The 25,987-nt window shown below is 50.7% G+C and carries 32 protein-coding genes; 21 read left to right on the top strand and 11 right to left on the bottom strand.

What is annotated here, in order from left to right:
• Positions 1-65: 65 nt before the first annotated feature.
• A complete protein-coding gene (gene yedD / locus HEM79_RS07740) occupies positions 66-479 on the bottom strand; it encodes a lipoprotein YedD (RefSeq protein WP_176240946.1) in 414 nt (137 codons plus the stop codon).
• A gap of 185 nt (positions 480-664) precedes the next feature.
• Here yedD and yedE point away from each other — a divergent pair, with 185 nt between their 5' ends.
• Entirely contained in the window at positions 665-1,870 is a 1,206-nt protein-coding gene (gene yedE, locus HEM79_RS07735; RefSeq protein WP_176240945.1) for a selenium metabolism membrane protein YedE/FdhT, read from the top strand.
• Entirely contained in the window at positions 1,867-2,100 is a 234-nt protein-coding gene (yedF, locus tag HEM79_RS07730; protein ID WP_000790504.1) for a sulfurtransferase-like selenium metabolism protein YedF, read from the top strand. The genes yedE and yedF overlap by 4 nt, the downstream gene beginning before the upstream one ends.
• Positions 2,101-2,194: 94 nt before the next feature.
• Here the strand turns inward: yedF and zinT are convergent, their stop codons facing one another.
• The gene (gene zinT, locus HEM79_RS07725) at positions 2,195-2,842 is read right to left on the bottom strand and encodes a metal-binding protein ZinT (RefSeq protein WP_176240944.1); all 648 of its coding nucleotides are present in this window, start codon (positions 2,840-2,842) and stop codon (positions 2,195-2,197) included.
• A 223-nt stretch (positions 2,843-3,065) separates the two neighbouring features.
• Here zinT and HEM79_RS07720 point away from each other — a divergent pair, with 223 nt between their 5' ends.
• Complete coding sequence (locus HEM79_RS07720; RefSeq protein WP_000373062.1) at positions 3,066-3,470, top strand: DUF1398 family protein; 405 nt, start codon at positions 3,066-3,068, stop codon at positions 3,468-3,470.
• A 184-nt stretch (positions 3,471-3,654) separates the two neighbouring features.
• The gene (pliG, locus tag HEM79_RS07715; RefSeq protein WP_000700155.1) at positions 3,655-4,056 is read left to right on the top strand and encodes a g-type lysoyme inhibitor PliG; all 402 of its coding nucleotides are present in this window, start codon (positions 3,655-3,657) and stop codon (positions 4,054-4,056) included.
• Between the two features lie 592 nt (positions 4,057-4,648).
• Here the strand turns inward: pliG and fliE are convergent.
• The gene (gene fliE / locus HEM79_RS07710; RefSeq protein WP_021550937.1) at positions 4,649-4,963 is read right to left on the bottom strand and encodes a flagellar hook-basal body complex protein FliE; all 315 of its coding nucleotides are present in this window, start codon (positions 4,961-4,963) and stop codon (positions 4,649-4,651) included.
• A gap of 214 nt (positions 4,964-5,177) precedes the next feature.
• On the opposite strand from fliE, the gene fliF reads away from it, so the two are divergent.
• From fliF to rcsA, 14 genes are all read left to right on the top strand, one after another.
• Positions 5,178-6,836, top strand: a complete 1,659-nt coding sequence (fliF, locus tag HEM79_RS07705; RefSeq protein ID WP_176240943.1) for a flagellar basal-body MS-ring/collar protein FliF — start codon at positions 5,178-5,180, stop codon at positions 6,834-6,836.
• Positions 6,829-7,824, top strand: a complete 996-nt coding sequence (fliG, locus tag HEM79_RS07700; RefSeq protein WP_000067965.1) for a flagellar motor switch protein FliG — start codon at positions 6,829-6,831, stop codon at positions 7,822-7,824. The genes fliF and fliG overlap by 8 nt, the downstream gene beginning before the upstream one ends.
• Positions 7,817-8,503: a flagellar assembly protein FliH gene (fliH, locus tag HEM79_RS07695; RefSeq protein WP_176240942.1), complete on the top strand. Its 687-nt coding sequence runs from the start codon at positions 7,817-7,819 to the stop codon at positions 8,501-8,503. Before fliG ends, fliH begins: the two co-directional genes overlap by 8 nt.
• The gene (gene fliI, locus HEM79_RS07690) at positions 8,503-9,873 is read left to right on the top strand and encodes a flagellar protein export ATPase FliI (protein WP_176240941.1); all 1,371 of its coding nucleotides are present in this window, start codon (positions 8,503-8,505) and stop codon (positions 9,871-9,873) included. Before fliH ends, fliI begins: the two co-directional genes overlap by 1 nt.
• Positions 9,874-9,894: 21 nt before the next feature.
• Complete coding sequence (gene fliJ, locus HEM79_RS07685; protein WP_000807573.1) at positions 9,895-10,338, top strand: flagellar export protein FliJ; 444 nt, start codon at positions 9,895-9,897, stop codon at positions 10,336-10,338.
• Positions 10,335-11,462, top strand: coding sequence for a flagellar hook-length control protein FliK (locus HEM79_RS07680; protein ID WP_176240940.1), 1,128 nt, complete (start codon positions 10,335-10,337; stop codon positions 11,460-11,462). Before fliJ ends, HEM79_RS07680 begins: the two co-directional genes overlap by 4 nt.
• 104 nt (positions 11,463-11,566) lie before the next feature.
• Positions 11,567-12,031, top strand: coding sequence for a flagellar basal body-associated protein FliL (gene fliL / locus HEM79_RS07675; protein WP_000133128.1), 465 nt, complete (start codon positions 11,567-11,569; stop codon positions 12,029-12,031).
• 4 nt (positions 12,032-12,035) lie between these two features.
• Complete coding sequence (gene fliM / locus HEM79_RS07670; protein WP_010346990.1) at positions 12,036-13,040, top strand: flagellar motor switch protein FliM; 1,005 nt, start codon at positions 12,036-12,038, stop codon at positions 13,038-13,040.
• Entirely contained in the window at positions 13,037-13,450 is a 414-nt protein-coding gene (gene fliN, locus HEM79_RS07665; RefSeq protein WP_001281689.1) for a flagellar motor switch protein FliN, read from the top strand. Before fliM ends, fliN begins: the two co-directional genes overlap by 4 nt.
• A gap of 2 nt (positions 13,451-13,452) precedes the next feature.
• Positions 13,453-13,818 carry a flagellar biosynthetic protein FliO gene (gene fliO, locus HEM79_RS07660; RefSeq protein WP_176241286.1) on the top strand — a complete coding sequence of 122 codons (366 nt, stop codon included), beginning with the start codon at positions 13,453-13,455 and terminating at the stop codon, positions 13,816-13,818.
• Positions 13,818-14,555 (top strand): flagellar type III secretion system pore protein FliP, encoded by a 738-nt coding sequence (fliP, locus tag HEM79_RS07655; protein ID WP_024225308.1) that lies wholly within the window; start codon positions 13,818-13,820, stop codon positions 14,553-14,555. The genes fliO and fliP overlap by 1 nt, the downstream gene beginning before the upstream one ends.
• 9 nt (positions 14,556-14,564) lie before the next feature.
• Positions 14,565-14,834 carry a flagellar biosynthesis protein FliQ gene (fliQ, locus tag HEM79_RS07650; RefSeq protein ID WP_000187358.1) on the top strand — a complete coding sequence of 90 codons (270 nt, stop codon included), beginning with the start codon at positions 14,565-14,567 and terminating at the stop codon, positions 14,832-14,834.
• A gap of 8 nt (positions 14,835-14,842) precedes the next feature.
• Positions 14,843-15,628: a flagellar biosynthetic protein FliR gene (fliR, locus tag HEM79_RS07645; RefSeq protein WP_000942310.1), complete on the top strand. Its 786-nt coding sequence runs from the start codon at positions 14,843-14,845 to the stop codon at positions 15,626-15,628.
• A gap of 289 nt (positions 15,629-15,917) precedes the next feature.
• Positions 15,918-16,541: a transcriptional regulator RcsA gene (rcsA, locus tag HEM79_RS07640; protein ID WP_095186863.1), complete on the top strand. Its 624-nt coding sequence runs from the start codon at positions 15,918-15,920 to the stop codon at positions 16,539-16,541.
• Between the two features lie 43 nt (positions 16,542-16,584).
• On the opposite strand, the gene dsrB is transcribed toward rcsA, so the two are convergent.
• Positions 16,585-16,773: a protein DsrB gene (dsrB, locus tag HEM79_RS07635; protein ID WP_000867217.1), complete on the bottom strand. Its 189-nt coding sequence runs from the start codon at positions 16,771-16,773 to the stop codon at positions 16,585-16,587.
• 162 nt (positions 16,774-16,935) lie between these two features.
• Between dsrB and yodD the strand changes: the two genes are divergently transcribed.
• Together yodD and HEM79_RS07625 are read left to right on the top strand one after the other, a co-directional pair.
• On the top strand, positions 16,936-17,163 hold the full coding sequence (gene yodD / locus HEM79_RS07630; RefSeq protein ID WP_010346997.1) for a peroxide/acid resistance protein YodD: 228 nt from the start codon (positions 16,936-16,938) through the stop codon (positions 17,161-17,163).
• Positions 17,164-17,458: 295 nt separating this feature from the next.
• On the top strand, positions 17,459-18,274 hold the full coding sequence (locus tag HEM79_RS07625) for a mannosyl-3-phosphoglycerate phosphatase-related protein (RefSeq protein ID WP_176240939.1): 816 nt from the start codon (positions 17,459-17,461) through the stop codon (positions 18,272-18,274).
• Here the strand turns inward: HEM79_RS07625 and dgcQ are convergent.
• From dgcQ to HEM79_RS07610, 3 genes are all read right to left on the bottom strand, one after another.
• A complete protein-coding gene (dgcQ, locus tag HEM79_RS07620) occupies positions 18,271-19,965 on the bottom strand; it encodes a cellulose biosynthesis regulator diguanylate cyclase DgcQ (RefSeq protein ID WP_176240938.1) in 1,695 nt (564 codons plus the stop codon). The genes HEM79_RS07625 and dgcQ overlap by 4 nt on opposite strands.
• A gap of 315 nt (positions 19,966-20,280) precedes the next feature.
• Positions 20,281-20,463, bottom strand: a complete 183-nt coding sequence (locus HEM79_RS07615) for a YodC family protein (protein WP_000011631.1) — start codon at positions 20,461-20,463, stop codon at positions 20,281-20,283.
• Positions 20,464-20,541: 78 nt separating this feature from the next.
• On the bottom strand, positions 20,542-21,459 hold the full coding sequence (locus HEM79_RS07610; protein WP_000922669.1) for a DUF808 domain-containing protein: 918 nt from the start codon (positions 21,457-21,459) through the stop codon (positions 20,542-20,544).
• Positions 21,460-21,630: 171 nt separating this feature from the next.
• Between HEM79_RS07610 and yedA the strand changes: the two genes are divergently transcribed.
• Entirely contained in the window at positions 21,631-22,551 is a 921-nt protein-coding gene (gene yedA / locus HEM79_RS07605; RefSeq protein WP_176240937.1) for a drug/metabolite exporter YedA, read from the top strand.
• Here yedA and HEM79_RS07600 read toward each other — a convergent pair.
• From HEM79_RS07600 to drpB, 4 genes are all read right to left on the bottom strand, one after another.
• Positions 22,540-23,010 carry a very short patch repair endonuclease gene (locus HEM79_RS07600; protein WP_176240936.1) on the bottom strand — a complete coding sequence of 157 codons (471 nt, stop codon included), beginning with the start codon at positions 23,008-23,010 and terminating at the stop codon, positions 22,540-22,542. The two genes, yedA and HEM79_RS07600, sit on opposite strands and share 12 nt — an antisense overlap.
• Positions 22,991-24,409 (bottom strand): DNA-cytosine methyltransferase, encoded by a 1,419-nt coding sequence (gene dcm, locus HEM79_RS07595; RefSeq protein ID WP_176240935.1) that lies wholly within the window; start codon positions 24,407-24,409, stop codon positions 22,991-22,993. Before dcm ends, HEM79_RS07600 begins: the two co-directional genes overlap by 20 nt.
• A gap of 66 nt (positions 24,410-24,475) precedes the next feature.
• Positions 24,476-25,171 carry a phosphohydrolase gene (locus tag HEM79_RS07590; protein ID WP_176240934.1) on the bottom strand — a complete coding sequence of 232 codons (696 nt, stop codon included), beginning with the start codon at positions 25,169-25,171 and terminating at the stop codon, positions 24,476-24,478.
• Between the two features lie 39 nt (positions 25,172-25,210).
• Positions 25,211-25,492 carry a cell division protein DrpB gene (gene drpB, locus HEM79_RS07585; RefSeq protein WP_016158467.1) on the bottom strand — a complete coding sequence of 94 codons (282 nt, stop codon included), beginning with the start codon at positions 25,490-25,492 and terminating at the stop codon, positions 25,211-25,213.
• Positions 25,493-25,987: the final 495 nt, after the last annotated feature.

Here is a 25,987-nt window from a genome sequence, read left to right as displayed (position 1 = left end):
CCGATAAGCTTGCGCATCGGGCACTTTTTTTGACATGAAAATCCCCCAGTGCCAGGGGGATTTCATTACGGCAGTGGCGTCGGCAACGGCGCTTTTTCCAGTACGGCAGCACATTCAGCCGTCGGACGATTCACGCGTTCCATCGTCATGCCGTCATATTCGATAGTGTTACCGTCACGTTCAATTTCATATAGCTCACGTTTGACAGTAACGTTAGTGAGATCATCCGATATCAGCGTCAACTTACCCGGTAAAGCAATCACCCGCTGCCACTGACGACAATCCAGCGTATCACCCTCTTTAGTAACAATCAGGCTACCTATCGCTTCAGGGCTGACCAGAGCACGTTGCGGTCCTTTGGTCTGCCAGTACCCCGCCAGCCAGTCTGGCGCGGGCGTTTTCACAACATTGTTATAATTTTCAACTTCGGCACAGCCAGCCAGCAGCATAAGTGCGCCTGCAATTGCGAGTTTTTTCATCATTCATCCTGCATGAGAAGAAAAGAGGATTGTGGCATTAATGCCTTGATGCTGCCAGCCTTTCCAGGCCCAAGGTGAAATTTGATCTAACCATTATTTTTGTGAATTATTGCCACGCAAATAAATTCTCCTGGTGTATGATTCGCGACTCTTGTTTAAACCTTCTGAGTTCAGAGGCTACATACATGTCATGGCAGCAATTCAAGCAAGCCTGGTTGATTAAATTCTGGGCCCCCATCCCCGCAGTCATCGCGGCGGGTATTCTCTCCACTTATTATTTTGGCATCACCGGCACCTTTTGGGCAGTTACGGGTGAATTTACCCGCTGGGGCGGTCAGCTCCTGCAACTGTTTGGCGTCCATGCTGAAGAGTGGGGTTATTTTAAAATAATCCATCTGGAAGGATCGCCATTAACCCGCATCGACGGGATGATGATTCTGGGTATGTTTGGCGGCTGTTTTGCCGCTGCTCTGTGGGCCAACAACGTTAAATTACGTATGCCGCGCAGCCGTATCCGCATTATGCAGGCCATTATTGGCGGCATTATCGCCGGTTTCGGCGCGCGTCTGGCGATGGGCTGTAACCTGGCGGCGTTCTTCACCGGTATTCCGCAATTCTCGCTGCACGCCTGGTTCTTTGCCATCGCCACCGCCATCGGCTCATGGTTTGGTGCGCGCTTTACCCTACTGCCGATGTTCCGCATCCCGGTAAAAATGCAGAAAGTCTCTGCCGCATCACCGCTAACACAAAAACCGGATCAGGCACGGCGTCGCTTCCGCCTCGGTATGCTGGTATTTTTCGGTATGCTGGGCTGGGCGCTGCTGACAGCAATGAACCAACCGAAGCTGGGGTTGGCTATGCTATTTGGCGTCGGCTTTGGCTTACTGATTGAACGCGCGCAAATCTGCTTTACCTCGGCGTTCCGCGATATGTGGATCACCGGACGAACCCATATGGCGAAAGCGATCATTATCGGTATGGCGGTGAGTGCCATAGGTATTTTCAGTTATGTACAGTTAGGCGTAGAACCGAAAATCATGTGGGCGGGTCCGAATGCTGTCATTGGTGGGTTACTGTTTGGTTTTGGTATTGTTCTGGCGGGCGGTTGTGAAACTGGCTGGATGTACCGCGCGGTGGAAGGCCAGGTGCACTACTGGTGGGTTGGACTGGGCAACATTATCGGCTCGACGATTCTGGCTTATTACTGGGATGATTTCGCCCCGGCGCTGGCAACCGACTGGGACAAAATCAACCTGCTGAAAACCTTTGGCCCAATGGGCGGCCTGCTGGTGACATATTTGATGCTGTTCGCTGCGTTAATGTTGGTTATCGGCTGGGAGAAACGCTTCTTCCGCCGTGCGGCGCCGCAGACTGCTAAGGAGATTGCATGAAAAATATCGTTCCTGATTACCGTCTTGATATGGTGGGCGAACCCTGCCCTTATCCGGCGGTCGCTACTCTTGAGGCGATGCCGCAGTTAAAGAAAGGCGAGATCCTCGAAGTGGTCAGCGATTGCCCGCAGTCAATTAACAATATTCCGCTGGATGCACGTAATCACGGTTATACCGTACTGGATATCCAGCAAGACGGGCCGACCATTCGTTATTTGATTCAAAAGTAATCTGTTCTCCCGCTGTTTCAGGCAGCGGGAGTGTCTATAGTACGCGATATATCAGACAAATATTCTCAAGGATTTATGGCAATCCTGAAATAAATTAGTGATGAAGCATCTCATCCACAATTTCTTTCGTCTGTAACTGATAAGGATAATAAGTTGGCCAATTGTCCATCTCTTCTAGTAATTGCTGTTGTGACGTATTGCCCATAAATATATGGAAATGAGAGGATTTCCGGGGGGCAATAATATGATCGCTAAACTGCACAAACTTAGGTGCTTTACTGGCAGGTTCCTGGCACTCAAACAGATAACGAACCCCTTTCTTTCCTGATTTATATGTCAATATCTTAAATCCACTATAATTATATTTACAGGAAGTCACCTCCTCTCCTCTGTGGAACTCCATAACACCATTTTCGATACCGATTGTGTCAATATCCGTCGCATATCCTTTCTGATAGTAGGACTTAATATCCGCAAATGATTTACCCGGATCTTTTTCTGCTTTCATTTTAAAAACAGGATCAAGGTCACCACTTTGAAGCAAGGGATATACCGATTGCCAAACACCATCCCAGTCAGTAAGTTTTCTATCTTTCACGTTATTATCATCAAAAATACCCTCTGCTGCTTTTTGTTCTATTTCTGTCAGTGGTGCCCCATGTGAATGATGCCCATGAGCAAGTGCATAGTTGCCAGTCAATAGTAACCCCAGCGCAAAAGCCAATTTATTAACAACCATCATCCAGTTTATCCTCCCGCTTCAACATTCGCAAAATGTTATAACATAACATTTTGCGAATGCAATACTGAAGAACGAATAGCAAAACCTAACCAGACACATGCATCATAACCCTATATTTAGTACGTCTTTATCACCCGCATTAAGTCATCGGATCTGATTGAAGGAATAGCACCAATCATGCAAACTACAAACTCTCACAACTAACAAGAGATTATTCCCTCTGATGGATCAGGTTGCTATTTTCCAAAAGATGTTTGAGCAAGTGAGAACGGAGCTAAACTTTTCCTGGTTTTACACAGAGTTAAAACGTCATCATATTGCGCATTACATTTACTATCTTGCTACAGATAACATTAGGATCGTCACACACGATGACAAGGTGTTGTTAATAAGAGGAAGCCGAAACCTATTAAAAGTCAGTGCCACTAAGAACCCTGAGCAAGTAATAAAAGCAGCCCGGACTCACATTTCCAGAAAGTCTACTTTTCGGGAATATTGTATAACGCTCGCGAATGCGGGTGTCTTCCGGTGGGTTACTGACGTTAATGATAATAAACGTCGTTACTATTCTATCGATAATACACTCTTATATATTGAAGATGTTGAGAACAATAAACCCTTAATTTAGATGTATTAGCTCATCTCAGATCTGACAGTTATCCGTTATTTGTACAGGTATCTGTCAGATTATCTCTTCCCTGACACCACTCACGCTCCATAGCAACTTCCAGGCGGGAGGCTCATGGAAAACACCTGGCAAAAATTGTTATATTATAACAACAATAGTTTTTCCATGACTGAGGAGAACACACATGAAAATCAATGGTGTAAGTAAAGCCATTTTTCTTTTTGCACTGCTAACCTCAACGGCCTCTGCCGCTGGCAAGGACGTTAATGTTGAGTTCAGGAAGGGTCATAGTAGTGCGCAGTACTCAGGAGAGATAAAGGGATACGATTACGACACATATAACTTCTATGCCAAAAAAGGCCAGAAGGTGCACGTCAGTATCTCCAATGAGGGTGCTGATATTGTCCTCTTTGGGCCCGGAATCAGCGATTCGGTTGATCTCTCCAGATACTCTCCCGAACTTGATGACAATGGTCAGTACATCCTTCCCGCTTCCGGTAAATATGAGCTAAGAGTGCTTCAAACCCGCAATGACGCTCGTAAAAACAAGGCTAAAAAATACAGCGTCAACATCCAGATTAAGTAAACAGAGAACGACGGGGCTATCCCCGTCATTACTTTCCCGTGCCTGAAGATGACTGTCAGTAACAGACAGAAGCTGGCTGTGACGCGGTTTCCCCCCACATCACACCTGCTGGCGCGAGCGACAAACCCTCGCCCTGTTTACGCGCTAAATACTTGCTGCTTTAACCGTCTGAATGGCGTGGGGATATATCGGTAAGTGTTACCTGAAAATACGATTAATTTTATGGTTTAAACCTTTTTTAGTTATTAGTAAGATACATGCGCTTCCAAAAAAGCTGGGAAATTCAACAACTCTTGGAAAATTTTTGGCTTTGTCCCGCGGCTCCAATCCGACAGCCGCGTTTCTTTTCACTGTTTAATCCATCGCTAACTTACGAACTTTGCCTTCAGACTTTCAAACGCGGAATACAAAAGATCGGCTGCACGGGAGAAGAGAGTCTGGATTGTATCCAGTGCAAAGCGTTGTGGATGGCAGAAAACCATCAGGAGCAGATATCTATTTTAAATAAGAAATTGAGTGAGTTTGCCCCATCCATGCCCCACGCCGTGGGATCGGATGTCATTAAACAAGCATAGTCAACAGGTTACAAAACCTACACCTGCATGGACATCACTTCCTGGTACGCTGCCACCAGCTTATTACGCACCTGAATCCCCATTTGCATCGAAACCGACGCTTTTTGCATATCGGCCATCACATCGTTTAGCGCCACGCCGGGCTCGCCGAGGGTGAATTTTTCTGCCTGCGTGCGGGCGGCGGTTTGCGTATCGCTTATGCGATCGAGAGCGGCATGAAGCTGTCCGGCAAAACTGATAGTAGATTGCGACAGCGGCTCCTGGGCACGCGCACTCATTGCCGTGGCCTGTAACTGGCTGATAACCCCTTCGAGCCCTTGTATAGCTGACATACTCATCTCCCAAATAGTTTCTGGTAGCAGAGCCTACCAGCAAGTCAATAAGATAAAGGCGTTAAATAACGATAAAAAAACGGGTTAATTGGCGCATAGAAAAAAATAAAACCACAAATAATGAGGCCGTTAATTTTTCGAGTGTGCTGACCCGGGAGTGCGTCTTGTTCCACTTTGCCAATACCGCCGTCTATCATCTGCCGCGAGGTGCGCGATGAATACGACCGCAGCCCAGACAAAATCTCTTGAGTGGCTCAATCGCCTGCGCGCGAATCCGAGAATCCCCCTGATTGTTGCTGGTTCCGCTGCGGTAGCAGTGATAGTCGCGTTAATCCTGTGGGCAAAAGCCCCTGATTACCGCACGTTATTCAGCAATCTTTCCGATCAGGATGGCGGCGCAATCGTCAGCCAACTGACGCAAATGAATATTCCTTACCGCTTCAGCGAAGCCAGCGGCGCGATTGAAGTTCCGGCCGATAAAGTTCACGAGCTGCGTCTGCGTCTGGCGCAGCAAGGCTTGCCTAAAGGCGGTGCTGTTGGGTTTGAGCTGCTCGATCAGGAAAAATTTGGTATTAGCCAGTTCAGCGAACAGGTGAATTATCAGCGGGCGCTGGAAGGCGAGCTTTCTCGTACCATCGAAACTATCGGCCCGGTAAAAGGGGCGCGCGTGCATCTGGCGATGCCAAAACCCTCTTTATTTGTTCGTGAACAAAAATCTCCTTCGGCATCAGTGACGGTAAATTTGTTGCCAGGCCGCGCGCTGGATGAAGGGCAAATTAGCGCCATTGTACATCTGGTTTCCAGCGCGGTTGCTGGTCTGCCTCCGGGAAATGTCACGCTGGTGGATCAGAGTGGGCATCTGTTAACCCAATCCAACACCAGCGGGCGCGATCTTAATGACGCCCAGTTGAAATATGCCAGCGATGTCGAAGGACGCATTCAGCGGCGTATTGAAGCGATTCTGTCGCCTGTTGTCGGCAACGGCAATATTCACGCCCAGGTGACGGCACAGCTGGACTTCGCCAGTAAAGAGCAAACAGAAGAACAGTATCGCCCTAACGGCAACCAATCACAGGCGGCGCTCCGTTCACGCCAGCTTAATGAGAGCGAGCAAAGCGGTTCCGGTTATCCGGGCGGCGTACCGGGCGCGTTGTCGAATCAACCAGCGCCTGCGAATAACGCACCAATCAGTACGCCTCCGGCAAATCAAAATAATCGCCAGCAGCAGGCGAGCACCACCAGCAATAGTGGGCCGCGCAGCACGCAGCGTAATGAAACCAGTAACTACGAAGTCGATCGCACCATTCGTCATACCAAGATGAACGTGGGCGATGTGCAACGCTTATCCGTTGCGGTAGTGGTGAATTACAAAACGTTGCCAGATGGCAAACCGTTGCCTCTCAGCACCGAACAGATGAAGCAGATTGAAGATCTGACCCGCGAAGCGATGGGCTTTTCGGAAAAACGCGGCGACTCGCTCAATGTCGTCAACTCGCCATTCAATAGCACTGACGAAAGCGGTGGAGAACTGCCGTTCTGGCAACAGCAAGCGTTTATCGATCAGTTGCTGGCTGCCGGGCGCTGGTTGCTGGTGCTGCTGGTGGCGTGGCTGCTGTGGCGTAAAGCGGTACGCCCGCAGCTAACACGTCGCGCCGAGGCGGTGAAAGCTGTGCAGCAACAGGCACAGACCCGCGAGGAAGTGGAAGATGCGGTGGAAGTTCGCCTGAGCAAAGACGAACAACTGCAGCAACGCCGCGCAAACCAACGTCTGGGGGCAGAGGTAATGAGCCAGCGTATCCGTGACATGTCTGATAACGATCCGCGCGTGGTGGCGCTGGTCATTCGCCAGTGGATAAACAACGACCATGAGTAACCTGACAGGCACCGAAAAGAGCGTCATCCTGCTAATGACCATTGGCGAAGACCGGGCGGCAGAGGTATTCAAACACCTCTCCCAGCGCGAAGTGCAAACCCTGAGTGCGGCGATGGCGAACATCACGCAGATCTCCAACAAGCAGTTAACTGAAGTGCTGGCGGAGTTTGAGCAAGAAGCTGAACAGTTTGCGGCACTGAATATCAACGCTAACGATTATCTGCGTTCGGTGCTGGTCAAAGCCCTTGGTGAAGAGCGTGCCGCCAGCCTGCTGGAAGATATTCTCGAAACCCGCGATACCGCCAGCGGCATTGAAACGCTCAACTTTATGGAACCGCAGAGCGCCGCCGATCTGATTCGCGATGAGCATCCGCAGATTATCGCCACCATTCTGGTGCATCTGAAGCGCGCGCAGGCCGCCGATATTCTGGCGTTGTTCGATGAACGCCTGCGCCACGACGTGATGTTGCGTATCGCCACCTTTGGCGGCGTACAGCCTGCCGCGCTGGCGGAACTGACCGAAGTACTCAATGGCCTTCTCGACGGTCAGAATCTCAAACGCAGCAAAATGGGCGGCGTGAGAACGGCGGCCGAAATTATCAACCTGATGAAAACCCAGCAGGAAGAAGCCGTTATTACCGCCGTGCGTGAATTTGACGGCGAGCTGGCGCAGAAAATCATCGACGAGATGTTCCTGTTCGAAAATCTGGTGGATGTCGACGATCGCAGCATCCAGCGCCTGTTGCAGGAAGTGGATTCCGAATCGCTGCTGATCGCCCTGAAAGGTGCCGAGCAGCCACTGCGCGAGAAATTCCTGCGCAATATGTCGCAGCGTGCCGCCGATATTCTGCGCGACGATCTCGCCAACCGTGGTCCGGTGCGTCTGTCGCAGGTCGAGAACGAGCAGAAGGCGATTCTGCTGATTGTGCGCCGTCTTGCCGAAACTGGCGAGATGGTGATTGGCAGCGGCGAGGATACCTATGTCTGATAATCTGCCGTGGAAAACCTGGACACCGGACGATCTCGCGCCGCCGCAGGCGGAGTTTGTGCCCATGGTCGAGCCAGAAGAGATCACCCCTGAAGAGGCCGAACCCAGCCTTGAGCAACAACTGGCGCAACTGCAAATGCAAGCCCATGAGCAAGGTTATCAGGCGGGAATTACCGAAGGTCGCCAGCAAGGCCACGAACAAGGCTATCAGGAAGGAATCGCTCAGGGGCTGGAACAAGGACTGGCGCAAGCAAAATCCCAGCAAGCGCCGATTCATGCCCGGATGCAGCAACTGGTCAGCGAATTTCAAACCACACTTGATGCGCTTGATAGTGTGATTGCTTCGCGCCTGATGCAGATGGCGCTGGAAGCGGCGCGTCAGGTGATCGGCCAGACACCAACGGTGGACAATGCGGCGTTGATTAAGCAGATCCAGCAGTTGTTACAGCAAGAACCGTTATTCAGCGGCAAACCGCAGCTGCGCGTGCACCCTGACGATCTGCAACGCATCGATGAAATGCTCGGCGCAACCTTAAGTTTGCATGGCTGGCGGTTGCGGGGCGATCCGACACTCCATCCCGGCGGCTGTAAAGTCTCCGCCGATGAAGGCGATCTCGACGCAAGTGTCGCCACTCGCTGGCAAGAACTCTGCCGTCTGGCAGCGCCGGGAGTAGTGTAATGACCACGCGCCTGACACGCTGGCTAACCACACTGGACAACTTTGAAGCCAAAATGGCGCAGTTACCTGCGGTACGTCGCTACGGGCGATTAACTCGCGCTACCGGGCTGGTGCTGGAAGCCACCGGATTACAATTGCCGCTCGGCGCAACCTGTGTCATTGAGCGCCAGAACGGCAGCGAAACGCACGAAGTAGAAAGCGAAGTGGTTGGCTTTAACGGTCAACGGCTGTTTTTAATGCCGCTGGAGGAAGTGGAAGGTGTCCTGCCCGGCGCGCGTGTTTATGCCAAAAATATCTCCGGCGACGGCCTGCAAAGCGGCAAGCAGTTACCGCTCGGTCCGGCGTTGTTAGGTCGAGTTCTGGACGGCAGCGGTAAACCGCTCGATGGCCTGCCCTCCCCCGATACGACCGAAACCGGTGCGCTGATTACCCCGCCGTTTAACCCGTTACAACGCACACCGATTGAACATGTGCTGGACACGGGCGTGCGTCCAATCAATGCCCTGCTTACCGTCGGGCGCGGGCAGCGCATGGGACTTTTTGCCGGTTCTGGCGTCGGTAAAAGTGTGCTGCTGGGAATGATGGCGCGTTACACCCGCGCCGATGTGATTGTCGTGGGTTTGATTGGCGAGCGTGGGCGCGAAGTAAAAGATTTTATTGAGAATATCCTCGGTGCAGAAGGCCGTGCACGTTCGGTGGTGATCGCCGCACCGGCAGATGTTTCTCCGCTCCTGCGAATGCAGGGTGCTGCCTATGCCACGCGCATTGCCGAGGATTTTCGCGATCGTGGTCAGCATGTGTTGCTGATTATGGATTCCCTCACCCGCTACGCGATGGCTCAGCGTGAGATTGCGCTGGCGATTGGCGAACCGCCTGCCACCAAAGGTTATCCACCGTCGGTGTTTGCCAAATTGCCGGCACTGGTCGAGCGTGCCGGAAACGGCATTAGCGGCGGCGGTTCGATTACCGCGTTTTATACCGTGCTCACCGAAGGTGATGACCAGCAGGACCCGATTGCTGACTCCGCGCGGGCAATCCTCGACGGTCACATTGTTTTGTCTCGTCGTCTTGCGGAAGCCGGGCACTATCCGGCTATCGATATTGAAGCGTCGATCAGCCGTGCAATGACGGCGTTGATCAGCGAGCAACATTACGCGCGAGTGCGCACATTCAAACAGTTGTTGTCGAGTTTTCAGCGTAATCGCGATCTGGTCAGCGTCGGCGCTTACGCCAAAGGCAGCGATCCAATGCTCGATAAAGCCATCGCCCTGTGGCCGCAGCTGGAGGGCTATTTGCAACAAGGCATTTTTGAACGCGCGGACTGGGAAGACTCTCTCCAGGGGCTGGAACATATTTTTCCGACAGTGTGACTAAGCAGGAGATAACAGCAGATGGCAGAACATGGCGCACTGGCGACCCTGAAAGATCTGGCAGAAAAAGAGGTGGATAACGCCGCACGTCTGTTGGGTGAAATGCGTCGCGGATGTCAGCAGGCAGAAGAACAACTCAAAATGCTGATCGATTATCAGAATGAATATCGAAACAACCTGAATAGCGATATGAGTGCCGGGATGACCAGCAACCGTTGGATCAACTATCAGCAGTTTATTCAGACGCTGGAAAAAGCCATTACCCAGCATCACCAGCAACTTACGCAGTGGACACAAAAAGTTGATGTTGCCCTGAATAACTGGCGGGAGAAAAAACAACGTTTGCAGGCCTGGCAAACACTGCAGGAACGACAATCCACGGCGGCGCTGCTGGCAGAAAACCGCCTCGATCAGAAAAAGATGGATGAGTTCGCCCAGCGCGCCGCCATGAGGAAACCAGAATGATTCGCTTAGCGCCCTTGATTACCGCTGACGTTGACACCTCCGCACTGCCCGGTGGCAAAGCCAGTGATGCCGCACAAGATTTTCTCGCGTTGTTGAGCGGGGCATTAGCAGACGATACAACAACCGACAAAGCTGCGATCCGGTTGCTGGTGGCGACAGATAAGCCCGCGACAAAAGGCGAGTCGCTGGTCAGCGATATTCTGACCGACGCGCAACAACCGGATTTACTGATCCCTGCGAATGAAACACTGCCAGTCATCAACGACGAACAATCCACATCAACACCGTTAACCACCGCTCAGGCCATTACGCTGGCAGCGGGGTCAGACAAAAACGCAGTAAAAGACGAAAAAGCGGATGATCTGAATGAAGATGTTACCGCCAGCCTGAGTGCCCTTTTTGCGATGTTGCCAGGTTTTGACAATACGCCCAAAGTGACTGATACGCCGTCAACAGTGTTATCGACAGAGAAGCCAACGCCCTTCACAAAACTGACTCCTGCGCAACTCACCACAGCACAGCCTGACGACGCCCCTGGCGCCCCAGCTCAGCCATTAACACCGCTGATTGCTGAAGCCCAGAGTAAAGCGGAAGTCATCAGCACGCCTTCGCCGGTGACCGTTGCCGTCAGTCCGCTAATCACTTCGCACCAGACGCAGCCACAGCCCACCGTCGCAGCGCCTGTTTTGAGTGCACCGCTGGGTTCTCACGAATGGCAACAATCCTTAAGTCAGCATATTTCGCTGTTTACCCGCCAGGGGCAACAAAGTGCCGAGCTGCGTTTGCATCCGCAGGATTTAGGCGAAGTGCAAATCTCCCTTAAGGTGGATGACAACCAGGCGCAAATCCAGATGGTTTCACCGCATCAGCACGTTCGCGCCGCACTGGAAGCGGCTCTGCCAGTACTGCGAACACAACTGGCTGAAAGCGGTATTCAGTTGGGGCAGAGCAATATCAGCGGCGAGAGTTTTAACGGTCAGCAGCAGGCCGCCTCCCAGCAACAGCAAAACCCGCGCACAGCAAACCATGAACACCTGGCTGTCGAAGATGACGATGCCCTGCCGGTTCCCGCCTCTTTACAAGGGCGTGCAACAGGCAATAGCGGCGTTGATATTTTCGCCTAACGTCAGAGGTGGCACCGTAATCCACGTCTTTTCCCCGCTTTGCCGCGCTTAAGACACAGGATAATTAGCCGATAAGCAGTAGCGACACAGGAAGACCGCAACACATGACTGATTACGCGATAAGCAAGAAAAGCAAGCGATCGCTTTGGCTCCCGATCCTGGTATTCATTACTCTCGCGGCCTGTGCCAGCGCGGGTTACAGCTACTGGCATTCACGTCAGGCTGCTACTGACGACAAAGCACAGCAACGCGTCGTGCTCTCACCTGTCTTCTATGCGCTGGACACTTTTACGGTCAATCTTGGCGATGCGGATCGCGTGCTTTATATCGGCATAACGCTGCGGCTGAAAGATGAAGCCACCCGTTCGCGCCTGAGCGAGTATTTGCCGGAAGTCCGCAGTCGCTTGCTGTTACTGTTTTCGCGCCAGGATGCCGCCGTGCTGGCAACTGAAGAAGGCAAGCAAAAGCTGATTGCCGCAATTAAAGCCACACTCTCCACCCCGCTTGTTGCCGGGCAACCGAAACAGGATGTCACCGACGTGCTGTATACCGCTTTTATTCTGCGATAACGACATGGGCGATAGTATTCTTTCTCAAGCTGAAATTGATGCGCTGTTGAATGGTGACAGCGAGGTCAAAGACGAACCGACAACCAGTGCTGGCGGCGAAAGTGACATTCGTCCGTACGATCCCAATACCCAACGTCGGGTTGTGCGCGAACGTTTGCAGGCGCTGGAAATCATTAATGAACGTTTTGCCCGCCATTTCCGCATGGGGCTGTTCAACCTGCTGCGCCGTAGCCCGGACATTACCGTCGGAGCGATCCGCATACAGCCGTATCATGAATTTGCCCGCAATCTGCCGGTGCCAACCAACCTGAACCTTATCCACCTGAAACCGCTGCGCGGCACCGGGCTGGTTGTGTTCTCGCCAAGTCTGGTGTTTATCGCCGTGGATAACCTGTTTGGCGGTGATGGTCGCTTCCCGACCAAAGTAGAAGGTCGTGAGTTTACGCATACCGAACAGCGCGTCATCAATCGCATGTTGAAGCTGGCGCTTGAAGGCTATAGCGACGCCTGGAAGGCGATTAATCCGCTGGAAGTAGAGTACGTGCGTTCCGAAATGCAGGTGAAATTTACCAATATCACCACCTCGCCAAACGACATTGTGGTTAACACGCCTTTTCATGTCGAGATTGGCAACCTGACCGGCGAATTTAATATCTGCCTGCCATTCAGCATGATCGAGCCGCTACGGGAATTGTTAGTTAACCCGCCGCTGGAAAACTCGCGTAATGAAGATCAGAACTGGCGCGATAACCTGGTGCGTCAGGTGCAGCACTCACAGCTGGAACTGGTCGCCAACTTTGCCGATATATCGCTGCGCCTGTCGCAGATTTTGAAACTGAAACCCGGCGATGTCCTGCCGATAGAAAAACCCGATCGCATCATCGCCCATGTTGACGGCGTTCCGGTACTGACCAGCCAGTACGGCACCATCAACGGTCAGTATGCGTTACGGATAGAACATTTGATTAACCCGATTTTGAATTCTCTGAACGAGGAACAGCCCAAATGAGTGACTTGAATAATCCGGCCGATGACAACAACGGCGCAATGGACGATCTGTGGGCTGAAGCGTTGAGCGAACAAAAATCAACAAGCGGCAAAAGCGCGGCTGAAGCCGTGTTCCAGCAGCTTGGCGGCGGCGACGTCAGTGGAACATTGCAGGATATCGACCTGATTATGGATATTCCGGTTAAGCTGACCGTCGAGCTGGGTCGCACACGTATGACTATCAAAGAGCTGTTGCGTCTGACGCAAGGGTCAGTTGTGGCGCTGGACGGTCTGGCGGGCGAACCGCTGGATATTCTGATCAACGGCTATTTAATCGCCCAGGGCGAAGTGGTGGTGGTTGCCGATAAATACGGTGTGCGGATCACCGATATCATTACCCCGTCTGAGCGAATGCGCCGCCTGAGCCGTTAGTGATGAATAACCACGCCACTGTGCAATCTTCCGCGCCGGTTTCCACCGCACCGCTACTTCAGGTGAGCGGCGCACTGATTGCCATTATTGTCCTGATCCTCGCCGCTGCCTGGCTGGTAAAACGGCTGGGATTTGCCCCTAAACGCACTGGCATTAACGGCCTGAAAATTAGCGCCAGCGCCTCGCTGGGCGCGCGTGAACGGGTCGTGGTGGTCAATGTGGACGATGCGCGCCTGGTACTCGGCGTTACCGCAGGGCAAATCAATTTGCTGCATAAACTTCCCCCTTCAGCACCCACGGAAGAGATACCACAGGCCGATTTTCAGTCGGTCATGAAAAACTTGCTCAAGCGTAGCGGGAGATCCTGATGCGTCGTTTGTTGTCTGTCGCACCGGTCCTTCTCTGGCTGGTTACGCCCCTCACGTTCGCGCAACTGCCAGGCATCACCAGCCAACCGCTACCTGGCGGTGGACAAAGCTGGTCGCTCCCGGTGCAGACGCTGGTGTTCATCACCTCGTTGACGTTTATTCCGGCGATTTTACTGATGATGACCAGCTTCACCCGCATCATCATTGTTTTTGGTTTATTACGTAACGCGCTGGGAACACCCTCCGCACCGCCCAACCAGGTATTGCTGGGGCTGGCGCTGTTTTTGACCTTTTTTATTATGTCTCCGGTGATCGACAAAATTTATGTCGATGCATACCAGCCATTCAGCGAAGAGAAAATCTCCATGCAGGAGGCGCTGGAAAAAGGAGCGCAGCCGCTGCGTGAATTTATGCTGCGTCAGACCCGCGAGGCGGATTTAGGGTTGTTTGCCAGACTGGCGAATACTGGCCCGTTGCAGGGACCGGAAGCTGTGCCGATGCGCATTTTGCTCCCGGCCTACGTGACCAGCGAGCTGAAAACCGCATTCCAGATAGGCTTCACGATTTTCATTCCTTTTTTGATTATCGACCTGGTGATTGCCAGCGTTTTGATGGCGTTGGGGATGATGATGGTCCCTCCAGCCACCATTGCTCTGCCCTTTAAACTTATGCTGTTTGTGCTGGTGGATGGCTGGCAATTGCTTGTCGGTTCGCTGGCGCAAAGCTTTTACAGCTAGAGAGGCAAAATGACACCCGAATCGGTCATGATGATGGGGACAGAAGCGATGAAAGTCGCGCTGGCGCTGGCTGCCCCGCTGCTGCTGGTGGCGCTGGTCACTGGCCTTATCATCAGCATTTTGCAGGCTGCCACGCAGATTAACGAAATGACGTTATCGTTTATTCCGAAAATCATCGCCGTATTTATCGCCATTATTATTGCCGGACCGTGGATGCTCAATCTGTTGCTGGATTACGTCCGCACCTTGTTCACTAACCTGCCGTATATCATCGGGTAGCCCGTACTATGTTGCAGGTGACGAGCGATCAATGGCTTTCCTGGTTAAGTCTGTATTTCTGGCCGTTACTGCGCGTGCTGGCGCTCATTTCTACCGCGCCCATTTTGAGTGAACGCAGCGTGCCGAAACGGGTGAAACTGGGTCTCGCAATGATGATCACGTTCGCCATAGCTCCGGCATTACCTGCCAACGATGTTCCCATTTTTTCGTTTTATGCCCTGTGGCTGGCAATGCAGCAGATCCTGATTGGCATTGCGCTTGGCTTTACCATGCAATTTGCCTTTGCCGCTGTACGAACCGCAGGCGAAATTATCGGTCTGCAAATGGGGCTGTCATTTGCGACGTTTGTGGATCCTGGTAGCCATCTCAATATGCCCGTCTTAGCACGCATCATGGATATGCTGGCGCTACTGCTGTTCCTGACATTTAACGGTCATTTATGGTTGATTTCGCTGCTGGTCGATACCTTTCACACCCTGCCGATTGGCGGTGAACCGCTTAACAGCAATGCGTTTCTGGCACTCACCAAAGCGGGAAGTTTGATTTTCCTCAACGGATTTATGCTGGCATTACCGCTTATTACCCTGCTGCTGACGCTGAATCTGGCGCTGGGATTACTTAATCGTATGGCTCCGCAATTATCAATATTCGTTATCGGTTTTCCATTAACTCTGACAGTCGGCATTTCATTAATGGCAGCATTAATGCCGCTAATTGCTCCATTTTGCGAACATTTATTTAGTGAAATTTTTAATTTACTGGCAGATATTATTAGTGAATTTCCAGCAATATGATTCCGTAATGTTTATCGTGTTATCCTAAGGATTATCTGAAAAATAAAATCAGACAACATCTTCCAGGATACTCCTGTGGCGAAATATTTGTTTTAAGCTCACTCACATATCGCAACATTTACTTTACTTTAAGACAATTCCAGGCAAATTATACAACACTTTACGGGATAGTAAGTCCGCCTGAAAAATCGCGAGAGTGGCGCATTAGGTGACCCATGTTGTTCCGTTTAGTCATGATGAAATATTCAGGTAAGGGGAATTATCGTTACGCATTGAGTGAGGGTATGCCATGTCAACGATTATTATGGATTTATGTAGTTACACCCGACTAGGTTTAACCGGGTATCTGTTGAGCAGAGGGGTTAAAAAAAGAGAAATCAACGACATCGAAACCGTTGATGACCTTGCCATCGCTTGTGATTCACAGCGCCCTTCAGTGGTGTTTATTAATGAGGACTGTTTTATCCACGATACTTCTAACAGTCAGCGCATCAAGCACATCATTAATCAACATCCCAATACGTTATTTATCGTTTTTATGGCGATTGCCAACGTTCATTTTGATGAATATCTGTTGGTCAGAAAAAATTTATTGATCAGTTCCAAATCGATTAAACCGGAATCTCTCGATGATATCCTTGGCGATATTCTGAAGAAAGAGACAACGATAACCTCGTTTTTAAATATGCCGACGTTATCATTGAGCCGAACCGAATCGAGTATGTTGCGAATGTGGATGGCAGGTCAGGGAACCATTCAAATCTCCGACCAAATGAATATCAAAGCCAAGACTGTTTCATCGCATAAAGGCAATATTAAACGTAAGATCAAAACGCATAATAAACAGGTTATCTATCATGTCGTCCGACTGACGGATAATGTGACTAATGGTATTTTTGTCAACATGCGCTAACACATTCTGACTGGTGGTTTCCCACCAGTCAGGCTGAATGAAATTACTCTGCTTTCTCCACAAAGATACCGTCCTGATGCCCTGCCTCATTAAAGAACCAGATGCCGAGCGGGTAGTCTTCCAGCGAAACCAGGTACATTGTGCCTTCACTAAACTCCTCAACTGCCAGTACCACGCCAGGACGACGCGGACCGCCATCCGTTTTGACTGTTACCCGATCATTCACCTTCATCGTTTTCCTCCTGTGGCTTTGTGCCAGTGTAGAACAATTTCGTTTTTCTGGCAGCGTCGGGCGCGCGCGAGTGCTGATTTTCTCGACGGTCTATACTTAAGAGATGCCTGGCTGACATAACGGTCGGCAGCAACAAATGAGTAACGGTTGCGAGGAAAGATGATGAAGACCGCAAAAGAGTACAGCGATACCGCAAAACGAGAGGTCAGCGTCGATGTCGATGCCCTGCTGGCGGCGATCAATGAAATTAGCGAAAGCGAAGTTCATCGCAGCCAGAGCGATTCAGAACACGTCAGCGTTGATGGGCGTGAATATCATACATGGCGTGAATTAGCGGATGCCTTTGAGCTGGATATCCATGACTTTAGCGTCTCGGAAGTGAACCGCTAAATGCAACATAAAAAAATCCCGACCCTTGTGGGGTCGGGATGAAACTTGCTTAAGCAAGAAGCACTTAAAAAATTCGTTACACCAGGAAATCTGATGTGTTCATCACCTTATCTGCAATTTTTTTCGCTGACAAGGAAATATTCTTTGCATGAATGATTAATGTCATTAATGAATGGAACTGTGACTTTCGTCACCCCTTACGGGCTCTGCTACGAGCGGGATCGCTCCCGAAAAATGATCAAATACAAATCGTGCTATTTTGAGAAACATCCTGGTAAAGGGAGTGTGCGCTACCATGCTTTCAATTCAACAACCACTGCTGATTTTCACCGATCTCGATGGCACCCTGTTAGATAGTCACAGTTATGACTGGCAGCCTGCCGCTCCCTGGTTAAACCGTTTACGGGAAGCAGGCGTGCCTGTGATTCTCTGTAGCAGTAAAACGTCGGCGGAAATGCTGTACCTGCAAAAAAATGTGGGGCTACAAGGTTTGCCGCTGATTGCCGAAAACGGCGCGGTGATCCAACTGGATCATCAATGGCAAGATATCGACGGTTTTCCCCGGATCATCTCGGGCATTGCCCATAGTGAAATCAGTCTGGTGTTGAATACGCTGCGCGAGAAAGAACATTTCAAATTCACCACCTTTGATGATGTCGATGATACAACCATTGCGGAATGGACGGGATTAAGCCGCAGTCAGGCGGCGCTGACGCAGTTGCATGAAGCCTCAGTCACGCTCATCTGGCGCGACAGTGACGAGCGGATGGCGCAATTTACCGCTCGTCTGAACGAGCTGGGGTTACAGTTTGTACAAGGTGCGCGCTTCTGGCATGTGCTGGATGCCTCTGCCGGAAAAGATCAGGCGGCTAACTGGATCATCGCGATATATCAACAATCAGGTGGAAAACGTCCGACGACGCTCGGCTTAGGCGATGGTCCAAATGATGCCCCTTTACTGGAAGTGATGGATTACGCAGTCATTGTGAAAGGGCTAAACCGGGAAGGTGTTCATCTGCAAAATGAGAACCCTGCCCGGGTCTGGCGAACGCAGCGAGAAGGACCGGAAGGCTGGCGCGAAGGACTGGATCACTTTTTCACCACTCGTTAAGCGTTATCGCTCGCAAAGACCCGATTACGCCCTGCCTGTTTAGCGAGATAAAGCCGACGGTCGGCCAGCGACTGCAATTGTTCAAAATCATAATCGCCGGTTTCCTCGCTGCTACTCACCCCCAACGAAGCACTAATGCGAATGGTTTTGCTCTTGGCAATCAACATTTCTTTTTCATTCAGCTTCAGACGAATGCGTTCGGCAACTTCTTTTGCCTGCTCCAGGTTAGCGCCTGGCAGAATCACACAAAACTCCTCGCCGCCAACTCGTCCGGCAACATCCTGAGCCCGCAATGAACGGCTAATTAATCCGGCGGCATGTGACAACACACGATCGCCCGCCTGGTGACCAAAGCGGTCATTAATCGCTTTAAAATGGTCAAGGTCGACCTGAATGACAGAAAAAGGATGTTTATGTGTCTGGCACAATTTAGCAAGCGGGCGCGCTTTTTCGAACAGTGCTCCACGGTTATACATGCGGGTTAAGGTGTCGTGCCACGCCTGCCATTGCAGCGAACTTTGCAGGACAAACATATTGCTTACCATCTGGCGGATCACATACCAGGAGATAAGTAGCATTGTGGTGAAGAGCGCCCACAACAGGGTTAATGCAATGCTTATGCTGCCGAAATCTCCACGTACGCCTTCACTAAGCGTATGGATACGCACTAATACGCCATCGAAATGATCCAGCCGTTCCCAGCTAACATAGCGGCTGTTCATCCGAATCCCACCGCGCGTATCGTGTTCAATGGCCTGCGCAAGTGATGCCAGTTCACGAGGGTCAAAGAGATCTTCGCCAGGATGGTCCGGGTTGGACGAGGTCAATAATTTCAGTTTGCTGTCATAGAGTTGATATTCGCCATCGAGATTTTTATCGATAGCATTCTGTAAAAATTGCTGCATTGAACGTACGGGAATACTCATCCCCAATACGCCATACCAGTAATTATTGTTGTCGACCGGCACGCTTACAGTGACCTGTGGCTCTGTAGCATTGTTATGCTCATGCTGAGAGGTAAACCAACGCACCGCGCGTTGACGGTTTTCTCGTTGTGAATGACCGATAAACCAGGGTTGGGTGACAAATTCGTAGTAACGCCCAGGCACATTGCGAATAAATAGCGTCGGCTGCGTCGAAACGTAAAATCCGGCGCGCGAGACATACATCGCCTGTTCAACCATTGATGAGGAGTTGTGCGCCAGGCGTAGTAAGTAACCGACTTCCAGCGCGGCGGTAATTTCATTATCCAGGGATTCATTTTCGCGGGAAAGCAGACTCCCCTCGCTGACTAACGCATCCGAAACGCCGTTTACTGGCAAGGTGCGCCGTCTGTTGAGTTCTATCTGCCAGGCATGTTCATCGCGACGTTGTTCAAACTCGGTAACGGCATTGCGCAGAGAAGTGAAATCGAGCGGCGCAACGAGGGCTTCACGCATCCCGTTACGTAAAAACAATAATTTATCAACGTTATATTGCAGTTGTTTATCAAGCGCGTTGGCAACATTTTCCAGATGGTTACGCTGGCTTGAAATATAGGCATCTTCCAGAACCACCACTTCACGCCAGGTGAGTAACGTTGAGAAGATCAACACCACAATAAAGCAGAGATTAACGACATGACCAGGCCCCAGGCGGCGCGCGAGTTTTTTCAGCCAGCTCTGGTTTTCCATTTCTGTCTCGTGCTGCACCCTGACGACTCCCAACCTGCTTTCTTATGATTCTGGCATAACCTGGCGATAACGTACCGCCAAACAGCAATAATTTTATAATGTTGCCATGATAAGACGCATCAGGCATTCAATGCAGACGCTGGCACAACAGCCGGATGCGGCGTGAACGCCTTATCCTGCCTACTTTTGATTCTACCGCCAGACATCGATTATTTTTATAACCCAGGCATGATAAGACTAGCCAGCGTCGCATCAGACATTCAATGCAGACGCTGGCACAACAGCCGGTTGCGGCATGAAAGCCTTATCCGGACTGGTGTTAATTATACGCTTTCAGGCTTCTTCCGGCGAACGACGCATCTCCCCCGGAACAAGCTCAGTTTCATGAAAGGCTTCCCGTTTGACACCGTAACCGTCATACCAGCGACACTCAACCATGCCGCTGGAATACCCAGTAACAATCATCTTCGGGCCGCCCTCTTTGACCGTCACTTCCTCACTAACCACAAAGCTCATACTCGCCTCCTTTTTTCGAGTGAAACTTGTTCACCTTAGTCGAGAATGGCGAATTTTGCATAATAGCCAATGAGAATATTAATGTGCCTGACCGCGCAATTTTGCTATCGTTTTCACTCCCAACACGACGATACCACCGATGATAAAACCAAGAATCAGATTTAAAACAGTCGGTAATATCATTGCGACCAGCGCACTCTGCTGCCCGGCGAAATGTTCAATCGCATGATGCAGCGGCGCGATGCCATGTATCACAATGCCGCCGCCAACCAGGAACATCGCCAGTGTGCCGACGATCGATAACGCTTTCATCAGCCAGGGGGCGATAATCAATAGCCCCTTACCCAATGCTTGCATAACCGTACTGGATTTTTCCGCCAGCCAGTAGCCCAGATCATCAATCTTAACGATGATACCCACCAGACCATAAACACCCACGGTAACCACCAGTGCGATCCCTGAAAGTACCAGCACTTGATTAAGCAGCGGCGCTTCCGCCACAATCCCCAGCGTGATGGCGACGATTTCCGCAGACAAAATAAAATCGGTACGAATCGCCCCTTTTATTTTGTCCTTTTCAAACTTCAGCGGATCTTGCGCCGCCAGCGCCTCCAGACGCTGCTGACTCTGCGCCGGATCATCTTTGTGCTTACGCGCCTCCAGCATATGCAGCACCTTCTCTACCCCTTCAAAGCAGAGAAATGCGCCGCCAATCATCAACAGTGGCGTAATGGCCCACGGGATAAAAGCACTGATGATCAGCGCCAGCGGCACCAGAATCACTTTGTTGATAAGCGATCCCTTCGCCACGCCCCAGACCACGGGCAACTCCCGATTGGCACGCACACCTGAAACTTGCTGCGCATTGAGCGACAAGTCATCCCCTAATACACCGGCGGTTTTCTTCGCCGCCAGCTTGCCCATCACGGAGATATCGTCCAGCAAAGTGGCGATATCATCGAGCAATGTCAGTAAACTACTCCCGGCCAAAAGCATTCCCTCTCATTTTTATCGTTGACGCGCTAAGTATGAAGCAAAATCAGCCCGGCTGATACTTGCTTCACAGGTCAACATTTTTTTAACAATCAAACGCAATTATATCTCTCGCCAGCGAAATGATTTTCACGTTTACTATGAACCGGCTTTTTATTTCCATCGTGAGGGATTATGCGTTTCCGCCAGTTGTTACCGCTTTTTGGCGCGCTGTTTGCGTTGTATATCATTTGGGGCTCAACCTATTTTGTCATTCGGATTGGGGTTGAAAGCTGGCCACCGTTAATGATGGCGGGCGTGCGGTTTCTGACTGCCGGTATTTTATTAATGGCCTTTTTACTGCTGCGTGGGCACAAACTGCCGCCACTGCGTCCTCTGCTTAATGCCGCGTTGATTGGTTTATTACTGCTTGCTGTCGGTAACGGTATGGTAACGGTGGCCGAGCATCAAAATGTTCCCTCCGGCATTGCCGCCGTAGTGGTGGCAACAGTACCTCTCTTTACTCTCTGTTTCAGCCGCCTGTTTGGCATTAAAACGCGCAAGCTGGAATGGGTGGGTATCGCCATTGGGCTTGCCGGAATCATCATGCTCAATAGCGGCGGTAATTTAAGCGGCAATCCGTGGGGCGCGATTCTGATTTTGATCGGTTCTGTGAGTTGGGCGTTTGGTTCGGTTTATGGCTCGCGCATTACCCTACCAGTAGGCATGATGGCGGGCGCCATTGAGATGCTGGCAGCGGGTGTGGTGTTAATGATCGCGTCGATGATAGCAGGTGAAAAACTGACGGCGCTCCCTTCTCTTTCGGGCTTCCTTGCGGTCGGATATCTGGCGCTGTTTGGCTCGATCATCGCCATCAATGCTTATATGTATTTAATCCGCAATGTCAGCCCGGCTCTGGCTACCAGCTACGCATACGTTAATCCGGTTGTAGCGGTATTGCTGGGTACGGGGCTGGGCGGCGAAACGCTATCGCGGATTGAATGGCTGGCGCTGGGCGTGATCGTCTTCGCTGTGGTGCTGGTCACGTTGGGAAAATATCTCTTCCCTGCGAAACCCGTTGTCGCACCAGTCATTCAGGACGCATCACGCGAGTAGATGAATCCCCAGAGTGTCGATCTGCGCGCTGGCACCCTCGCCGCAGATCCACTCTTCCAGACGCTCGGCAAGCGCCGCATCCGCCAACTTCTCCCGTCCGCGTAACGCACACTCCCAGATAATCAATACACGCCAACCCGATTCCTGTAAGCGGCTAATGTCCCGCTTGTCACGCGTTACATTCTTGCCAATCTTCTCCAGCCAGAAATCAGTGCGTGTAGCAGGCACTTTAAACAGATAACAGTGGTGATGATGCCAGAAACAGCCATGTGTAAATATCACACAGCGATACTCATCGAGGACAAAATCCGGGCGTCCGGGCAGACTGGCATCCTGAACACGAAACGCCAGCCCCTGCTCGGTTAATAAGCTGGCGAGACGTTTCTCGATTGCCGTATCGCGCGTGGCAATCGCGCGCATATTTTTGCTACGCGTAGCCTTATCGTGAACGTCGGTCATGTTGTGCCTCTTGCTGACGCAACGCCACCGCCTGTTTGATTTTTGGCTCAAGCAATTTTGCCACTGCAGCAAATACCGGTACTACCACCGAGTTGCCGAACTGGTGATAAGCCTGAGTGTCAGAAACCGGAATACGAAATTTTGCTTCATGTGGTGCTTCAAAGCCCATCAAACGTGCGCATTCTCGAGGCGTTAACCGACGTGGACGATGTTGCTGATTCTGCGGATCGTCAAAGTCTTTCTCACCTGTCGCCATATCCCAGCCGCGATCGATTAAAATTTCCGCACCATCTTTGTAATAACGGGCAGAAAGCGTACGCGTAACACTCTGTGGGTTGTTCGGATAAACCATTCCGTAACCGAAGCCGTTACCGCGCGCCTGATGTTTTTTCGCATAGCGATAGAGGTACTTCCACAGCACCGGCGTCAGGATATATTTTGCTTCGACAACCGGGTCCAGTAACTGCGCCAGCGTAATACGTTGTGCCGGATAACAGTCACTAATATCCCGCAAGGTGAAATCAGCTTTCAAATTCAGATCGCGACGAAAGCCCACCAGCACGATGCGTTCACGGTGCTGCGGCAGAAAATGTTTGCCGTCGATGATTTTCGGATCGTCCGGGCCATTATCTTCGGCATCGGCTACGTCATAGCCCAGTTCATCCAGCGTCTGCATGATGATACGGAATGTTTTACCCTGGTCGTGGCTTTTCAGGTTTTTGACGTTTTCGAGCACAAAAATCGCCGGACGACGGGCATTGATGATACGCACTACATCAAAGAACAGCGTGCCCTGGGTATCGCAAGCAAAACCGTGCGCACGACCAAGTGAGTTCTTTTTCGATACGCCAGCCAGTGAGAACGGCTGGCAAGGAAAACCGGCCAATAAAACATCATGTTCAGGAATGTGCTGACGAATATGTTCTGCCGCCGCTTTATCGCTCACGCCCTCTTTATGGCTCAGAGTGATGTCGCGGATATCTTCATTAAAGTGATGCGTCGCCGGGTCGCAATAATGGTTAGCTTTGTAGGTGCGCACCGCATGTTTATTCCACTCGCTGGTAAACACACACTGACCGCCAATCGATTCAAAACCGCGACGGATGCCTCCAATACCGGCAAAGAGATCGATAAAGCGAAACGCATAATGCGGATGATGTGCTGGCGGTTTGGGTAACAACGTTTGCAAATGGGCGAACTCTTTTTCACTCAAGCGATGCCACACCGAGTCGTTAGCCAGCGCACGTTTTAAAATCGCCGGGCTCCAGTGGTTTTCACCCACGCCATTAAGTTGCGCTACCAGCGTTTTTACATCATAAATTTGCAGCAGTTTCTCCAGCATTGCCTGTGCGGCATTCCCGGTGCTGAATGAATCGGTTACTGATATATTTTCCTGCATAGATTTAACCGGCCATCTGAGATGGTCGACAGGTTAACATAATTACTTCTGTTTAGGGCTACGCGGTCAGTCAGCCGGCGAAAACGCATTAATCACCGCATGATCCACACCTTCATTCTCGCCCGCCAGTTCGGCACTGAGCTTAGCCATAAACTCCACCAGAAAACGGGCATTATGTTGTGCCAGCAATTTACCTTTTGCCGTTTGCATAGTTTGCGGTAGTTTCAGCAACTTCGTCTGGAAATGATCCAGCGCGTAGCGTTTATCATCGAGCGGGCGACGTTGCGCAAACGGATCTTCACCGTCAAACAGCGCCACCCCCAATGAACCTGAAACTGCAAACACGCGCGCCAGACCTATCGCACCTAATGCTTCCAGCCGGTCTGCATCCTGCACGATTTTGGCTTCCACCGTTAAAGGCGTAATTTGCGCGCTGAAACTGTGTGCCGCGATGGCATGGCAAATGGCGTCTATTTTCTCTGGCGGAAAATCAGCAAACTCTGCACTTAAAATGCGACGCGACTCTTCTGCTGCCAGTAATGAGGAACGCTGCCGTTGCGGATGATTTTTCGCCAGACTCACGACATCATGAAAATAACAGGCGGTTAAAATGACCAGCATATCGACGTCTTCATCTGCCGCCAGTTTCTGCGCTGTCGCCCAGACGCGACGAAAATGACACAGGTCATGAGCTGCGTCCTGGTGTGTATGATGGTTTTTCAACCAACGTTCAAATTGTGCCTGCCAGTGTTGTAAGTTCATACGCGCTCCGCTGCCAAAGGGTCGCAACCTTAGCAGTTTTTACTCATAGCGTCTGCTTCGCGCAGGCCGTGGTCGGGTGTACCAGGCAATACCACCTAACAATGCCCCGACCATGGCCATAAATAAAAATCCCACTAACGCACCTAACCACTTTCCCGCAGTTGAACCTAAATCACTTTCAAATCCTGACACGGGAGCATCGGGGATCCGACTCATTACCCAGATGTAACGCGCCATCACCCAGACAAAATAGCCACACCATGTATAGAAAGCCCATAAAGCCAGTTTGCCGCCAGGGCTGCGAGAGAGTCTTTCTTCCATTGTTGTCGAACCATGCTCCATATTAAGTTAAACCGGAAAATTCAGACTTCGTGTTGTTATGTGATAAAGGTCACATTTTTCCACATTAGATGAGCCAGTCAAGACTCACTCATTTTTTGAACAAATAGATGATTTTTGTTCAATAGCAATAATTACTGGAAAAACAGTCATAAAAATTTTTATTTAACTTTGATCGTGGTTTTATTAATTCACTAATTCAATATATTAGCGAGGAATACAATTATACCTTTTTTGTTTTCTGTGTCATGATAACTCCGTTATTAGCCTTTTATCGTCTTGTTTATATTTTTGAGCCGGCATGAAGCCGGCTTTTTTTTATGCCATTTTATAATGTGCGCAAGATCACACTCGAGTTTTAGCGAAACAATCATTGACTCAATCCATTCTTATCAAAAACCAATAAGTATTTGATATAAATCCATAAATATTATGAATGCTTGTGTTTGCAATTCATAATTTTGAATTATATTAAAT

Source organism: Escherichia sp. 93.0816 (genome assembly GCF_013368855.2).
GTDB classification, from domain to species: domain Bacteria; phylum Pseudomonadota; class Gammaproteobacteria; order Enterobacterales; family Enterobacteriaceae; genus Escherichia; species Escherichia ruysiae.
The sequence above is the reverse complement of the archived record's forward strand: the minus strand, read 5'-3'. Positions and strand labels throughout refer to the sequence as shown.